Source organism: Paracoccus marcusii (genome assembly GCF_028621715.1).
GTDB lineage: Bacteria > Pseudomonadota > Alphaproteobacteria > Rhodobacterales > Rhodobacteraceae > Paracoccus > Paracoccus marcusii.
This window is the reverse complement of sequence record NZ_CP117466.1, coordinates 3,019,102-3,034,501: the sequence shown is the minus strand read 5'-3', so window position 1 is coordinate 3,034,501 and position 15,400 is coordinate 3,019,102. Positions and strand designations below refer to the sequence as shown.

Genomic DNA, 15,400 nt, shown 5'->3' with positions numbered 1-15,400 from the left:
CCCGAATCTGACGGGATGACAAGAACGGAGTGACCATGGCCAAGGAAGAAATGCTCGAATTCCCCGGCGTCGTGAAGGAACTCCTGCCCAATGCGACATTCCGGGTCGAGCTTGAAAACGGCCATGAGATCATCGCGCATATGGCAGGCAAGATGCGCAAGAACCGCATCCGTGTTCTGGCAGGCGACAAGGTTCAGGTGGAAATGAACACCTATGACCTGACCAAGGGGCGGATCAATTACCGCTTCAAGTAAGCCGTCCCCCGGGACGGCCGACACCACCGGAGGCCGCATGATGGCCGATACGCCCCCCAGGCTGATCCTGGGATCAGCCAGCCCGCGGCGGTTGGAACTGCTGGCCCAGATCGGGATCGTTCCCGACGCGCTGCGCCCCGCCGATATCGACGAGACCCCCCGCAAGGCCGAACCACCCCGCGACTATGTCCGCCGCATGGCCGCCGAAAAGGCCGCCGCGCTGGATCTGGCCGAGGGCGAGGCGTTGCTGACCGCCGACACCACCGTGGCCGTGGGCCGCCGCATCCTGGGCAAGCCCGCCGATCGCGACGAGGCTGCTGCCTTCATGCGGCTGATGTCGGGGCGCCGGCACGTCGTGCTGACCGCCATCGCACTGCGCCGCGGATCCCGCACCGCCCTGCGCCTGGTCGAGACCAAGGTCCGCATGCGATCGATCGATCCGGCCGCGCTGGAGCGGTACCTGGATGCGGGCGACTGGCAGGGCAAGGCCGGCGGCTATGCCATCCAAGGGGCGGCGGCCGCCTTCATCCCGTGGCTGGAGGGGTCGTTTTCGGCCGTCGTCGGCCTGCCTCTGTCGGAAACCGCCGCCATGCTGGCCGCGATCGGCATCCATCCCAAGATCAAGGAAGACGCCCGATGAAGGGTCGCCAAGTCGTTCTGGGGCATCTGTTCGGCCTCGAAGCCGCAGCCCTGATGCAGGACGGTCAGCTGATCGACCTGCTGGTGGCCAGCGATCCGCTGACCGCGCTGGCGCCCGGCGCGATCTGTCGTGCCTCGACCGACCGCTTCATGAAGGGGCAGGGCGGCGTGTTCCTGCGCCTGCCGGATGGCCAGACGGGCTATCTGCGCGATCGCAAGGGCGTGTCCGAGGGCAAGCCGCTGCTGGTCCAGGTCGCGGGCGTGGCCGAAGACGGCAAGGCCGTGCCCCTGTCCACGCGCCTGCTGTTTCGCGGCCGTCACGCGCTGGTCACGCCGGGCGCGCCGGGGGTCAACGTGTCACGCAGCATCCGCGACGAGGATCGCCGGGATGAGCTGGAGGCGATCGGCAGGGCGTCCCTGGGCGATCGCGATCATGGCCTGATCCTCCGTAGCGTCTGCCTGGACGCGGAGGACGACGACATCCGCGCCGAGTTGGACGACCTGATCGAATTGGCGGATCGCGTCTGCGCCGAAACCGCGGGCGCGCCGGAACTGCTGCTGGACGCGCCCACGCCGTGGGAGCAGGCGTGGATGGACTGGGCCGAGCCCGCCCCCGACGCCGTCGAGGAAGGCGAAGACAGCTTTGATCGCTGCGGCGTGCTCGACGCCGTCGATGCGCTGCTGTCTTCCCGCGTGCCCCTGCCGGGCGGCAGCGACGCGCATGTCGAGGCGACCCGTGCGCTGGTCGCGGTCGACGTGAACACCGGCAACGACACCTCGCTGGCCGCGGGACTGAAGGCGAACATCGCGCTGGCCCGCGAACTGCCCCGGCAGCTTGCGCTGCGCGGTCTGGGCGGACAGATCGTGGTCGATTTTGCGCCTATGCCAAAGCGAGACCGCGCGACGCTGGATCAGGTCCTGCAGGGGGCCTTCCGGGGGGCTGGGTCGGAAACGACCTTGGTCGGTTGGACCGCGATGGGTCTCTACGAATTGACGCGCAAGCGTGACCGCGTGCCGCTGGCACGGCTGGCCTCCGCAAGCGGGGATGCGTGATGGCCTGCCCGATCTGCAAGAAGGACAGCCAGCCGCAGTATCGCCCGTTCTGTTCCAAGCGGTGTGCGGATGTCGACTTGGCCAAGTGGCTGCGGGGAGCCTATGTCATCCCCGGCCCGCCGCTGGAGGACCTGCCGCGCGATGATGCCGGTGACGACTAAGCAGCGCGCCGAAAAAGCGCCGCAGGTCGTCGAAAAACCGCAGATTCGGTCTGGACAGTTCTGCCGTCGCTTCGTAAACACCGCCTACCCAAGACCCGCCAGGGTCCACCGGGGCCCGGATAGCTCAGTTGGTAGAGCAGCGGATTGAAAATCCGCGTGTCGGCGGTTCAAATCCGTCTCCGGGCACCAATAATCTCACTATTCTCAGCCAATTAACGCATATCGGCTGTCGGCATTTTGCGCTTTAATGTGCTTGTGACTGCCTAGGGTATACTACGAACACCGTAAGTAATCTGCAAATTAACGCCGCGACGAATGTACGTCCGTTGGAAACGGAAGGCACTCCTTTGCCGCATCACGCGGTCGGTGCCAAACTACACGTCGACCCCTGAGTAGCTGGAGATGACTTGTCGAGCAAATGCTATGCCATTTGGCACAACGTAACCGTCGATGAAACAATCGCAAGACCGATGCTCAAGCCGATGCTGACCTTTGCAGCTAGTCCGCAGAAGTATCAGTCGATTGATCAGATTGTGGCTGACGGTACTGCAGCAGTGCGGTCACCGTCAGGGCTGCCTTTCCACGGGCCGCGCTGGCACGGCACCACGAGTTGAACTCGTCGTCCGACAGGCCATAGCGCCGCAATGCATCATCCCTGTCGATCAGTCCGTGCAGCACGGCGAGCACCACTGTCTGCTTGCGCGAGGCAACCCAACGCGTGTCGGCATCGGGCAGATCGGCGACGCTGAGGATGCTGCCGTCATCGATCGTGACGGTGCGGAGGCGGGATGACTTTCGAATGAACATGATGAACCTCTTACGCGACAATAGATGGACAGACGTGCAGTGGGCAGGAAGGGAAGTCGGCGGGCCCACGCATTGTCTGGATTGTGGACAGGCTGCGATTGGATCACGAATATGACGGCACACGGAACTAGCATGCCGCGTGATGTGACTTATCGTCTATATTCTAAAGGCATGTCAGTTATGTCGATTGAGCCTACTGACTGGGCTCAGCCTTCGCGGAACACGCCCCAGGTGACGGCCTGGTGCTGCAGCCTGTCGCGAAGGTCGCGGAACTCTGCGTTGTGGGAATAGGCGCCGATGGCGGAAAGGATCATCGCCAGGTCTTTCGCCGAAACGACGGGACGCAGATCGGTCTGGTTCTGGTGCATGGGAAAAATCCAACTCAATAAACTATACAAATTTAACTAGCCGACACCCGCCGTCCTGAGAACCTGCCTTTTCGCACAGGTTGTGACACCTGCTCTGCGAAATTCCTGCGATTGCATGGCGCAGGCGGCTTGGGATGCACGCAGCGGTGCCGTAATGTCGTAGTCTGGTGGACCGGCTTGCTGGCCGTGTCCGTGAAACTGATGGCAAGGCAGGAGTGAGGAATGGTCGATCTGAGGGGCAAGGCGGTTCTGGTGACCGGGGCAAGCCGGGGCATCGGTGCGGCGACGGCACGGGTGCTTGCCGAGGCCGGGGCGCTCGTCGGCCTCATGTCCCGTGATGCACGCGCGATCTCACCGCTGGCCGACGAAATTGGCGGCATGGTTTTGGAAGGCGATGTCGCACGTGCCGCCGACATGGAGCGGGCGGTCGCGTCATTCTGTGATCGCGCGGGCCGGTTGGACGTCCTGATCAACAATGCCGGTGTCATCGGCCCGATCGCCGGCATGTCCGATGCCGATCCGGATGCCTGGGGGCAGGCCATCGACATCAACCTGAAGGGCGTCTTTCACGGGATCCGTGCCGCACTGCCGGTCATGCGGTCCGCCGGCGGCGGGACTATCCTGACGGTGGGGTCGGGCGCCGCCCATGCTCCTCAGGAGGGGTGGAGCGCATATTGTGCCAGCAAGGCAGGCGCATTGATGCTGACGCGCGCGGTGGATCAGGAGGCGCGGGCGGACGGCGTTCGGGCGATCAGCCTGTCGCCGGGTACCGTGGCGACAGACATGCAGGCGGCAATCCGCGACAGCGGCGTCAATCCGATCAGCCAGCTGGATTGGACGGTGCATATCCCGCCGGAATGGCCCGCACGTGCACTGCTTTGGATGTGCGGGCCGGACGCGGATGCGTTTCTGGGTGCCGAGATCTCGCTGCGCGATGAGGCCATTCGGCGGCGTGTGGGCCTGATCTCCTGAGCGGCCGAGAAAGGGACCATGCACGCTTGTGAAAGAGATATTGGCCCCCTGCGGCAGCACCAACCGCGGTAATGAAACACACGTAGTGGCTTGGGCTACCGGCAATGAGTTTGTTGCATCAAGCTCGCATATTCAGTGCCTGCCGTGTTGCCCGTTAAGGTTTGATTTACCTTATTTGCGCAATGTGTCCCGCTGAGGGCCGGGAATGCGCAAGACGATTGCCCGGCATCGTATTTCGGTATGACGGGGGCGCATCATGATCTGGGGTCGAAGCGGCAAGGTGCAGGCGTCGGAAACGGAGGAGGTGCGGGATACGGTCGAGCTTCCGATTCGGTCGCCGGGCGGGTTCTCCGAAGAGGCGCTCAAAGGTCTGGCCGACCTCGAGGCCCGCATGCCGCCCCCCGAGGCGGTGACCGAGCCCGCGTTCACCAGGTCCTTCCGCATGACGGACCGGCTGAAGCCCGATGCCGCGGCGGGCGGCGGGCTGGTGACAGGGACGGACGGGACCGCCCGGCCGCATTACTGGGGTCATCGTGAACGGCTGCGGACCCGCTTTCTTGAGGGCGGTCATGCGCCGATGCCCGATTACGAGATGCTGGAGCTTTTGTTGTTCAACGCCGTGCCGAAGATCGACGTCAAGCCCTTGGCCAAGCGCCTGCTTGCCACATTCGGGGACCTGAACGGCGTCGTTGCGGCATCCGAACATCGCATCCGGCAGGTCGAGGGCGCGGACCGTTGGGTCTATCTGCAATTGCGGCTGGTGGACGCGTTCGCTCAGCGGATGGCCCAGGCCAAGGTTCTGCAGCGCGAGGTGCTGTCGTCCTGGCAGGCGCTGATCTCCTATTGCCGCACCTGCATGGCCTATCGCGAGACCGAACAGTTTCGGGTGCTGTTTCTGGATCGAAAGAACACGATCATCGCCGATGAGGCCCTGGGTAACGGCACCGTCGGGCACGTGCCGGTCTATCCCCGCGAGGTGGCCAAGCGGGCCCTGGAACTGAATGCAAGCGCCGTGATCCTGGTCCACAACCATCCTTCCGGCGATCCGACCCCCAGTGATGAGGACATCACCATGACCGCCCGCGTCGCTGCGGCCTGTGAGGCGATCGATGTCTCGGTCCACGACCATGTCATCATCGGCAAGGATGCGGAGGCGTCATTCCGGGAGCAGGGGCTGTTGTAGTCCATTCGGGTGTCGGCTGCCGCCAAGACCGGTTGTACCGTGCCGTATCCAATCGATATGATGCCAACGGCGGAACCGAGCGATGGCATAATCGGATCGACTTGGTATTGGTCGAGTAACGGAAAGGACCCGTCCGAATCGGACGCGGTTCCTGTGATGGGGATCGGCTCTGGGCTGGTCGACGTGGCCACGGCGCGCCGGCTTGTTGGTAGACCATTATGTCAGGTATTGACTGGATCAGTCTCAGAACTGACGCTCGCTGCCATCATTTCGTCGCGCAGGATTTCATCGCGCAGGGAACAGGGCACGTTCGTAACATCACAGCCGGCCCTAATTACCTCGTTGCTCCGCGATAGAATGTACAGATACCAAGGAGGGACATGACTGTCTGTGCGTCTGTAGCATGGTACCTAGGCTCAATAGAACCTGCGACTCTGCCGCCAAGTTCGCGGACAGATCTCTCTATCCCGAAATAGGCATCTCGCAGAGCTGAAGTTTCAATGCATGCAGAACCTTGCGCGCTGCCCGTCCTTGACAGCGTAGGTTTTCTCGTGTCGCGGCGCCATGTACGTCCATAAACACGGTGTTCCGATCAGGCGATAGCGCGCCGGATTTGCACGGTTAGTGATTCAGATGCGCTGTGCGCTATCAGGAGCGTTTGCGGGGATTTCTCTACAGATGAATCCCCGCATCTGGGCTGGCCAAACTTGACAATCCGTCATGTGGCTTCATTATGAAACTACGGAGGATTTTAATTGTGTTCGTGTTTTCTCGTGTTCCGATAGCCGCTTTGGCAGCGGTCGGCTTTCTGGGGACGGCTCCCTTGGCATCGGCGCAGGCGGCGCCGGATGATCTGGCCGCGCAGGCGCAGGCCTTGCGTCAGATCATCGCGCAAATGGAGCTTGAGGCTGCCGAGCTGGAGCCCCAAGTCGAGGCAGCGCGCACGGAGCTGAGCGACCTGACGGCCAGGATCGAGGCGGCGACTAGCCAGCTTGCGCAGGAGCAGGAGAGCCTTACCGGCGCGCAAGAGAACCAGGGCACAGTTGAAAGCGGCACCGAGAGTGCAGAGGCGCAGGATGCTGATCTGAGAACCCGGATTGCGGCGGCTGAGGCAGAACTTGAGGACTTGAACACCACCCTCGAAGCGCGGCGCGCCGAGGCGGAGGAACTGGCTCAACGGACGGAAGATCTTCGCACGACCGAGCAGGAGCAGGCACAGAGACTTGCCGTGCTGGAGGAGGAGATAGCAGCCGCCACCGCCAGCCGTGACGAGATAACCTCTGCGCGGCAGGAGATTGAACCGCAGCTTGACGGGATGCGTGCGGAGCTGGCCGATCTGACAACGCGTCGCGATGCGATGCAGGCGGAATTGGAGCGGTCCGAAAGCCTTTCTGCAGAGGTTGCAGAGAGACAGGAACAGGCTGCTGCCGTCGAGGCACAGCTGGCCGCCGCGCAGGCTGAACTGGCTGAACTGACCGCACGTCGCGACGCGGTGCGGGTGGAACTGGAGCAATCCAAAGACCTCTCTGCACAGGTTGCAGAGCGGGAGGATCAGATGGCCGCCGCTCAGGCCCAGTTGGACGAAGTTCAGACGGAACTCTCGGAGTTGACCGCGCGTCGCGATGCGATGCAGACGGAGCTTGAGCAGGCGGAAGGCCTCTCCACGCAGGTTGCGGAGCGAGGGGAGCAGGCTGCCGCTGCGGAGGCGCAGCTGAATGCCCTCCAGACGGAACTGGCAGAGCTGATCACGCGTCGCGATGCGATGCAGGCTGAGTTGGAGCAGTCCGAAAACCTCTCCGCGCAAATCGCGGAGCAGGAGGAACAGGCGTCCGCGGCCGAGGCCGAGTTGAATGCAGTGCAGTCGGAACTGGCGGAACTGACCACGCGTCGTGACGCGATGCAGGCCGAGCTGGACCGGTCCGAGAGCCTTGCCGCACAGATCGTGGAGCAGGAGGAGCGTGCCGCAGCGTTGCAGACGCAGATCGAGACGCTGAGCACCGACCTGGCCGCACAGCAGGCTGAGCCGGAGCAGGCAGCCGCCCCCGAGCCGCCGACGGATGCGCCCGCCGAACCGGCCCCCGTGGCAACGCAGGAACCTGCGGCAGACGCGCAACTGGCGGTCACCGGTGACGACGGCTTGGCTCTGCAACCGCGGGACGCGGATCAGGTCAGCGCCATCCTGGCCACCACGCCCGGTCTTCCGCAATCACAGGCGTCGCGCGACCGGCTGCGCGACCTGCTGGTCGAGGGCCAGTGCACCATCGACGCGCTGCGCGAGGTCCAGAACCCCATCAACCGCCAAGCGTTGCTTGTCCTTCTGGCCGGGCTGGACGGATGCTGACATTCCTCAAGCGGAAAGAGACGACGATGCCAATTTCCAAGCTTCTGCAACGCCTTGCCGTCGGGATCTGCGTGGCGTCCGGCATGTCCGTCGCAGGCCATGCCCAGAACGCCGACATGACGATCATGACCGGATCTCCGACCGGCACCTATATCCAGATCGGTCGCGACCTGAGCGGCCTGATGCAGCAATGCGGCCAGAACCTGGAGGTCGTCGAATCGGCCGGCTCGCTGGAGAATTTCCTGGCCGTGCGTCAGCGCCCCAACACTCAGTTCGGCATCGTCCAGAACGACGTGCTGGAGTACATGCAGACATTCGCAAGCGATGATCCTGCCGTGGCGCGGGCCATCGCCGGCGTTCGGATCGCCTTTCCCCTGTACGAGGAGGAAGTCCACATCCTGGCGCGCCGCGACATCGCCGACTTCGGCGGGCTGAATGGCAAGCGGGTCGCCATCGGGGTCGAAGACAGCGGCACCTATCTGACCGCATCGCTGATGATCTCCTTGGCCGGCATCGAACCGGCCGAGGTATTGCCCATCGCACCCGGCGATGCGCTGCCGCAGCTGGAAGCGGGCGACATCGATGCCTTCTTCTATGTCGCGGGGGCGCCGGCCGCGCTGTATGCCGAAAACGAGATCGACGGAGAGCAGTTCCACCTGCTGCCGATCCCGGATGACACGCTGCAGGCGGTCTATACCCCGGCGACGCTGGCGGGCGGGACCTATGCCTTTCAGCCGGACCCGGTGGACCTGGTCGCCGTCAAGGCGGTGCTGATGACCTATGAATACGATCCGCGCGGCAACCGCTATCATCAGGCCAGCTGCCGCGGCGTGTCGGACCTTTCGTCGCTGATCCTGTCGAACATCGACACCCTACGCTCCGACGGTCATGCAAAATGGCAGTCGGTCGACCTGACCGACATTCCGCCGGGCTGGGACATCTCAACCTGCGTGAACCGGGGGATCGACCCGGAATACGTGCCCAGTTGCACCCCCGTCGCGCCAGAGGCCGAGACGCCGACCGACAGCGAGGCCAACGCCGCCTATCGCCGCAACATCTGCGCCGTTCTGGGCTGCTGATCAGGGTGCCGTCGGCACCGCCCAGTCCGATGCCGGGCCGGGCGTACCGTCGGCGCGCAGGGCCGCGACCCGCCACCGTGCAACGGGCTGTTCGATCAGGGCAGCTGTCAGGTCGGTGTCGATCTGTTCGATCTGCTCCGATCCTTCGACGTTGAATTCCACGCGGTACTGCACCGGGTCCGGCCCATCGGGTGCGGACCAGTACAGTTCGGACTGACCTGCCGTCAGGATGGTCTGGCGGTTCGGGGTGGGCATGCCGGGAACCTCTGCGGGGGACGGATCGGCGACATCAAGCTCGCGCAGCCGTGCAACGGCCCCCGAGATATCGGGCGCCTTGCGATACCATGCGCGGGCGCTGTTCGGATCGGCCTCGACCCCGATGCCCGTCTCATACAGCTGACCCAGATAGTACGCGGCCCGTTCGTTGCCCCACAGCGCAGCACGCTTGTACAGCGCCAGCGCCGCCGCCTGATCGACGATATCCGCCTCGAGCGCCTGCGTCAGGAGGATCTGCGCGTCCGGGGCATTCTCCTCGACCTCCGTCACGATCGCGGCCTGCCGCGGGGTGGGCTCGGCCACGGGTTCCGGTGCGATGGGCGCGGGTGCAGGGGGCGCCGCTTGGGGTGCTTGGACAACCACCGCCGGAGTTTCCGCGGCCTGATCGACGGGCGCCCGGTCCGGGGTCAGCAGATAGCCGCCGACTGCGACAAGACCGATCACGGCCGCGCCGGCCAGGGCGGGCGTCTGCCACCGACGCGCGGGCGGCTCCTCCAGCAGCAAGGGCACATGCCCCGCGGGCGCCGTCCCGACATAGGGTTCCGGAAAAGACGGCGGTGCAGCGGGTTCTTCGATAGATGCCGCTTCATCGCGGTACCCGCCTGCAGGCAGGTCGGGCAGTGGGTGGGGCAGGGTCCCGGCCTGCGCCAAGTCGGACAGACAGGCATGGACGAACACTTCGTCCATCCGGCTGCCTGGAGCCATGCGCTCCCGGGACAGGCAGTGGCGCACCAGGCGGTCGATCTGGCCGGGATTGCCGCCGGAGGCCTCATGGATCAGCCAAAGCCCGCCGGCATCGAACGGCTGGCGTCCCCCGTGACAGGGGCATTTCCGGATGCGGAAGCGATGCGCGATATAGTCGGCGGTCTCTGCCTGCGTCAGGGGCTGCATCCGCAGATGCCCCCCGATCCTGCGCCGCAACTCCTCATGAATTGGGGGGTCGAGCAGGGCTGCGGCCTCTCCGCGTCCGACCAGCAGGACATACAGCGGCTGCGGCAAGCCCGAGGCCGCCGTGATCTCTTCCAGGAATTCCTTGGAAGGTTCGGACAACAGATGCGCATTGTCGACGATCAGGACACATTTCCGGTAGGTCGAGCGCCCTTTCTCCAGAAGCCGTGTCAGTTCCGTCAGCGGGTCAGGGGAACTGATGCCGAACGCCTTCGGCGCCTCCTGCGACAGATCCATGCCCGGACGATCCAGCGTGACCCGTCCGATCTTCATGTCACCGGAGGATTGCGCGATGAACTCCGACGTCAGGACCGTCTTCCCGATCCGGGCCGGCCCCGACAGGACCAGCAGCCCACGATCGAACTTGGTCCAGGCCTTGATCATCGCCAGATGATCACGATGCGCTTCGGTCAGATACAGTTGATGTCGGCCCGGTGCCGACGCGAAACTGGGGCAGGACAGTGTATCAAAGGCGTTGTCCACTGCTCTCTCCACCAAGGCACGAGGTCCAGGCATACCGCAACGAATGCCACACAATCGAAATGCTCTGTTAACCAAGGTAAACAAGAATGGCGCGAGGGTCCATCGGCCACCTGCTCAGGTCCCTGAAAAGTGCATGTCAATTGTTGGTATTGTCCGGCGGTATGGCGATGCCATGATGAACAGTTCTGTTGAACCGTCCACTGACGCTTCGGGACAACATGCGGCACATATATTATAGAGGAGTCTTTTGTGTGATCGCTTAAAATGCCGAGTTTTTTAAATCATACCAGTATGGGATTGTGTTTATGGTATGACTGACAGATTTGTTAGGGATAATGCTAGAATATCCATAAGGTGAGTTTTTGGAATTTTTATTATAAATCAAATTCATGTAATTTAATGGTCTTGGAACTTGGCGAAGGATATCCAATAAGTAGTGTACGTCTTCACGTTAATACTTTTGGTATCTTAAAATGCCCTTCTGGGCGTTATTAGCGCAAACGGCTTTGCATCTGTTGATGCCGTGGCGCATGCGCATAATAGAAAGTTTTGCCCGGACTTTTAAGTATAGAACAGCATATTTCACTTCTTTTACCGATATGGATGATTGAGCCATATTCTCCAAAAGGTTGATCCGAAAATAATCCATCAACCATGTAGCGAATATTGGAGGAGAGTTTGTCGCTTTTGGCACCGCTGAAGCGTTCAGGAAAACTGCAAGTATACCGAGCTTTTAAATGATCGGCAGGCTGGCGTAATCAAGACGCCCAGTACTAGGCGCTGGCGATTTCATGGCCTGTTTTATAGGGGAAAGGCCAGCCCACCCGGAAAGGCAAGTCATGATCGCCCTGGCTTTACGCCAGAGTATTCCGGTCTCCGGAGGCGCCAGTGCAGACGCCCCCAATCACGGCAACCAGATTTCGATCGTGCCGTCACGCGGGGTGGGGCGGAAGAAGGTGAAGTCTGCCACCGTCGCCCGGCCACCCCCGCCGATCAGGTCGGCGATGGTCCCGGAAACCTCGCGGTCGGCGTCCTGAAAGTAGCGGATGCTCTGGCGGTCGACTGCGTAGCGGACGGGACGGGTCTCGACCTCGGCGGTGCCCAGGGCGCGCAGCAGGCGGCTGATTTCCTGCGAACGCTCGAACCCACCACGTTCGGGATAGTGGATCACGACCCGCGCCTGCGCCAATGTCCGCGATCCGAAGGACGGTGTCGCCGCGGGGATGCCATTCCACGGCACGGGGGCTGTCGTGGCAGGGGGTTGCGTGAATACGGGTGCACCGGGAGGTGAGACGGGCACCGGCGATGGCGCAACGGGCACAGGCACAGGAACCGGCACGGGCGCCGGTGATGGCGCGACGGGCACGGGTACCGGCGCCGCGACAGGCGGGCTGGGTGGCGCGACGGCGACCGGCGTGCGGGGAGCGGGTTCCACCGGTGCCGCCCGCTCGGGTCGGGGCGCCGGGGGTGCTTCGGGCGCCGGCTGCGGTTCGGGCGCGGCAGCCTGGCCGGGCAGGGGCGGCAGGTGCCGCCAGATGTCCTGCGCAGTGGGAATGCCCCCCGTGTTGCCCTGCGCCCCCGCCTGCGCGGCGATCAGGCAGGCGGTCATGGTCAGTGCCCCAAGACGGGCTGTCAGCTGGCTGCGGCGTTGGATCATGTCACGGGCCTTTGCTGTGATGCGTGCATCCCGGCACCTTGATCAGCCACCAGGGCGTTGCACGCGTTGTGGGATGCATAACGGACCCCGCCCGCGTGTCACGTCAAGTTCCGGTTATCCCAGCTGAACGGCAAAAAATCGCTTAATTTCAACGCTTAATTGCGGAAGGCGCCATGCCTTTCCGTCCAGGTTGTTGGTCCGACCGCTGGTCCTATTGGAACAGGATGTGACGCCGTCCGTCGCGCGCGTGATGAAAATCGCATGTCACCCGGAACACGTCGGCCAACAGGTCCTGCGTCAGCACCTCGGCCGGGGGACCATCCGCCACGACGCGGCCCTGGTCAAGCACCAGCAGGCGGTCGCAGAACATGGCCGCGTGGTTCAGATCGTGCAGCGCCACGATGCTGGTCAGCCCCAGTCGGGAAACCAGCCGCAGCAGGTCCAGCTGATGCTGGATGTCCAGATGATTGGTCGGCTCGTCCAGGAACAGCTCTCGGGGCTGCTGGGCCAGGGCACGGGCGATCTGGACGCGCTGACGCTCGCCGCCCGACAGGCCCTGCCAGCTTTCATGGCGGAACGCGGTCATGTCGACCTGTTCCAGCGCCCGTTCGACCGCGATCATGTCGGCCGTCGAACATCCCGCCAGAGGCGCGCGGTGGGGTGTCCGTCCCAGCATCACGACCTCCTGGACGGTCACGTTCATCTCGGTCTGCGCGTGCTGCTGGACCAGAGCCACGCGCCGTGCCAGGTCGCGCCGGCGCATTCCCGCGATGTCCTGTCCATCCAGCGTGACCTGGCCCCCGTCCGGCCGCCGCAGCCCCGCCAACAGCCGCAGCAGAGAGGACTTGCCCGACCCGTTCGGCCCCAACAGCCCCAGGATCGTGCCCGGCTGAACGCGCAGCGACACGTCATGCAGGATCGCCTTGCGCCCGACGCCCCAGGACAGGTTGGTGGCTGCGATGCTCATGCCGTGGCCCTCGCGCGGTACAGGATCAGTGAAAAGCACGGGACGCCCACCAGCGCGGTGACGATGCCGATGGGCAGGGTCTGCTGGGTCATCACGCTGCGCGAGACGATGTCGGCCAGGACCATGAAGACCGCGCCGACCACCGCGCAGGCGGGCAGCAGACGCATGTGTCCCGGCCCGATCAGGAACCGCACCGCGTGGGGGACGACCAGCCCGACAAAGCCGATGGATCCGACCATGCTGACGATGGTCGCGGTGATCAACGCCGTCGTCGCGAACAGGACGATCCGCACCCGGCCCACCGCGATCCCCATGGACGCGGCCGCGTCGTCGCCGAAGGTGAAGGCATCCAGCGCGTGTGCATACCAGATGCAGACGACAAGCCCGATCAGCATCACCACGGCCAGCAGCTGGAATTCCGGCCAGCGCACGCCGCCAAAGCTGCCCAGCAGCCAGAACATCACGTCACGCGCCTGCTGAGCGTTGCCCGATGTGGTGACGACATAGGCGGTCAGCGCGTTGAACAGCTGTGCGGCCGCGACCCCGGCCAGGATCGTGCGATCCGGCCCGCCGCGCCCGCCATCCGACAGCAGCGCCACAAAGGCAAAGGCCGCCAGCGCCCCGGCAAAGGCGCCGGCCGACAGCGACACGGTGCCCGCGCCGACGCCCAGGATGATCACCGCCACGGCCCCCGTGGACGCACCGGCGGACACGCCCAGCACATAGGGCTCGGCCAAGGTATTGCGCAGCAGCGATTGCAGGATCGCACCGCAGATCGCCAATCCCGCCCCGCACAGCGCCGCGACCAGCGCCCGGCTGAGACGCAGATCCCAGATCACGCTGTCCTGGATGCGGCTGATCTGCGCATCGGTCCAGCCCAGGTGGTTGGTGGCCGACAGGCCGACGGTCGCCAGCGGGATCCGCATCTCTCCAATGCTGACGGCCAAGGCCACCGCGACCGTCAGGGCCGCGGTCGCGATCATCAGCAGGGCGGCGAAACCGCCCCTGCCGCGATGGGCCGAAACGCTCATTTCCCCTGCAGCGCGTCCAGCTGACGGGCCAGCTCCTCGGCGCCATAGATGGTGCGGATCGTCGGGTTCATCGCCGCGCCGTTCATGGTCAGAATGTGGCCCTGCTGCACCGCGGGCATCTGGCTGACCGAGGGGTCGCTTTCCAAAAACGCAATCTTGTTGTCGGCGCGGTCCAGGTCCCACCGGTCGCGGTCCAGCGATGCGGCGACGATATAGGTCGGATCGGCGGCGATGATGCCCTCCCACCCGACGGTCGGCCATTCCGCCTCGGTCGTGATCGCGTTGCGGCCGCCCAGCAGGTCGGCGATGAAGCCCGATGCACCGTTCTTGCCGCCCAGATAGGCGTCCTCTCCGGCCGAGGGGCTGGAGAACCAGAACAGGAAGGTCGTGTCGTCGTCGTGGTCGAACCGCGCCCGCAGGTCGGCCTCGCGCTTGCGGAAGTCGGCGATCAGCGCCTGCCCGCGATCGGCCACGTCAAAGATGCGCGACAGCTCGTCAATCTCCTGGTACAGAAGATCCATGTTCCACAGCTGATCGCGGCTGCCATAGATGTCGCCGGCGTCGTCGCGGGTGTTGCAGATGCCGGGCGACAGATAGCTTGGAATGCCCAGATCGGCAAAGTCCTGTCGCTTGGCGACCTTGCTGTCATCGCCCAGCAGCAGCGGCAACTGCGCCGCCACGAAGTCCGGCTCCTTGGTCAGGATCCCTTCCAGCGTGGGCTGTTCAACAGTCAGGATCTCGACGGCGGCATTCGCCTCTTCCAGCTCGGGCAGCACCTTGGTGGGCCAGAAGGCCGACGCGGCCAACCTGTCCTGCAGCCCCAGCATCAGCAGGATCTCGGCGCTGTTCTGGCCCAAGGCCACGGCATTCTGCGGCGCCTGCTCGATGGTGATCTCAACGCCGCAGTTCTCCAGCGTCAGCGGATACTGCGTCGGTTCGGCCCACAGCGTCGCGGGCGCTGCAAAACAGGCCAAGGCCGCAAGAATGAATCGGGGGGGCTGGTGCATGGTCTGCTGCCTGATCGTGTATGACGTTGCGGGGCCGATAGCACCGCCGGATCAGGTCGGCAACGAAAATAGTCAACTTTAGCGCCCCTCAACGAGGGCGTCGCAGGGTAGCGGTCTTGCGGCGACGGAAATATCAGCGTCGGCACAGGGGTTTGCGCCGACGCTGTCAACTTT

The 15,400-nt window shown here is 64.1% G+C and carries 15 protein-coding genes and 1 tRNA gene; 9 read left to right on the top strand and 7 right to left on the bottom strand.

The genetic code is table 11. The features are described from left to right. Positions 1-35: 35 nt before the first annotated feature. The 5 genes from infA to PRL19_RS14975 all read left to right on the top strand — a co-directional run bounded on the left by infA (position 36) and on the right by PRL19_RS14975 (position 2,296). Positions 36-254, top strand: a complete 219-nt coding sequence (gene infA, locus PRL19_RS14995) for a translation initiation factor IF-1 (RefSeq protein WP_010397442.1) — start codon at positions 36-38, stop codon at positions 252-254. A 37-nt stretch (positions 255-291) separates the two neighbouring features. After that, positions 292-894 carry a Maf family protein gene (locus PRL19_RS14990; protein WP_420704401.1) on the top strand — a complete coding sequence of 201 codons (603 nt, stop codon included), beginning with the start codon at positions 292-294 and terminating at the stop codon, positions 892-894. Next, on the top strand, positions 891-1,946 hold the full coding sequence (locus tag PRL19_RS14985) for a ribonuclease E/G (protein ID WP_273743436.1): 1,056 nt from the start codon (positions 891-893) through the stop codon (positions 1,944-1,946). Before PRL19_RS14990 ends, PRL19_RS14985 begins: the two co-directional genes overlap by 4 nt. Continuing rightward, on the top strand, positions 1,946-2,107 hold the full coding sequence (locus PRL19_RS14980) for a DNA gyrase inhibitor YacG (protein WP_127898792.1): 162 nt from the start codon (positions 1,946-1,948) through the stop codon (positions 2,105-2,107). The genes PRL19_RS14985 and PRL19_RS14980 overlap by 1 nt, the downstream gene beginning before the upstream one ends. A gap of 113 nt (positions 2,108-2,220) precedes the next feature. Further along, positions 2,221-2,296 (top strand) — tRNA-Phe (locus PRL19_RS14975). A gap of 309 nt (positions 2,297-2,605) precedes the next feature. Here the strand turns inward: PRL19_RS14975 and sciP are convergent. Further along, positions 2,606-2,914 carry a CtrA inhibitor SciP gene (gene sciP, locus PRL19_RS14970; protein ID WP_217845909.1) on the bottom strand — a complete coding sequence of 103 codons (309 nt, stop codon included), beginning with the start codon at positions 2,912-2,914 and terminating at the stop codon, positions 2,606-2,608. A 206-nt stretch (positions 2,915-3,120) separates the two neighbouring features. Then, entirely contained in the window at positions 3,121-3,282 is a 162-nt protein-coding gene (locus PRL19_RS14965) for a hypothetical protein (RefSeq protein ID WP_273743435.1), read from the bottom strand. A gap of 222 nt (positions 3,283-3,504) precedes the next feature. Between PRL19_RS14965 and PRL19_RS14960 the strand changes: the two genes are divergently transcribed. The 4 genes from PRL19_RS14960 (at position 3,505) to PRL19_RS14945 (ending at position 8,857) form a co-directional block, all read left to right on the top strand. After that, positions 3,505-4,254: an SDR family oxidoreductase gene (locus PRL19_RS14960; protein ID WP_127898789.1), complete on the top strand. Its 750-nt coding sequence runs from the start codon at positions 3,505-3,507 to the stop codon at positions 4,252-4,254. 391 nt (positions 4,255-4,645) lie between these two features. Continuing rightward, positions 4,646-5,437 (top strand): RadC family protein, encoded by a 792-nt coding sequence (gene radC, locus PRL19_RS14955; protein WP_420704429.1) that lies wholly within the window; start codon positions 4,646-4,648, stop codon positions 5,435-5,437. Between the two features lie 823 nt (positions 5,438-6,260). Next, positions 6,261-7,778: a coiled-coil domain-containing protein gene (locus PRL19_RS14950; protein WP_273743433.1), complete on the top strand. Its 1,518-nt coding sequence runs from the start codon at positions 6,261-6,263 to the stop codon at positions 7,776-7,778. A 26-nt stretch (positions 7,779-7,804) separates the two neighbouring features. Then, complete coding sequence (locus PRL19_RS14945; RefSeq protein WP_273743432.1) at positions 7,805-8,857, top strand: TAXI family TRAP transporter solute-binding subunit; 1,053 nt, start codon at positions 7,805-7,807, stop codon at positions 8,855-8,857. On the opposite strand, the gene PRL19_RS14940 is transcribed toward PRL19_RS14945, so the two are convergent. From PRL19_RS14940 to PRL19_RS14920, 5 genes are all read right to left on the bottom strand, one after another. Next, the gene (locus tag PRL19_RS14940) at positions 8,858-10,465 is read right to left on the bottom strand and encodes an AAA family ATPase (protein ID WP_273743431.1); all 1,608 of its coding nucleotides are present in this window, start codon (positions 10,463-10,465) and stop codon (positions 8,858-8,860) included. A gap of 1,003 nt (positions 10,466-11,468) precedes the next feature. Then, positions 11,469-12,221 carry a hypothetical protein gene (locus PRL19_RS14935; RefSeq protein ID WP_273743430.1) on the bottom strand — a complete coding sequence of 251 codons (753 nt, stop codon included), beginning with the start codon at positions 12,219-12,221 and terminating at the stop codon, positions 11,469-11,471. Positions 12,222-12,432: 211 nt separating this feature from the next. Then, positions 12,433-13,188 carry an ABC transporter ATP-binding protein gene (locus tag PRL19_RS14930; protein ID WP_273743429.1) on the bottom strand — a complete coding sequence of 252 codons (756 nt, stop codon included), beginning with the start codon at positions 13,186-13,188 and terminating at the stop codon, positions 12,433-12,435. Then, positions 13,185-14,219, bottom strand: a complete 1,035-nt coding sequence (locus PRL19_RS14925; RefSeq protein ID WP_045998917.1) for a FecCD family ABC transporter permease — start codon at positions 14,217-14,219, stop codon at positions 13,185-13,187. The genes PRL19_RS14930 and PRL19_RS14925 overlap by 4 nt, the downstream gene beginning before the upstream one ends. Next, on the bottom strand, positions 14,216-15,226 hold the full coding sequence (locus tag PRL19_RS14920) for an ABC transporter substrate-binding protein (protein WP_273743428.1): 1,011 nt from the start codon (positions 15,224-15,226) through the stop codon (positions 14,216-14,218). The genes PRL19_RS14925 and PRL19_RS14920 overlap by 4 nt, the downstream gene beginning before the upstream one ends. Between the last annotated feature and the right edge of the window lie 174 nt (positions 15,227-15,400).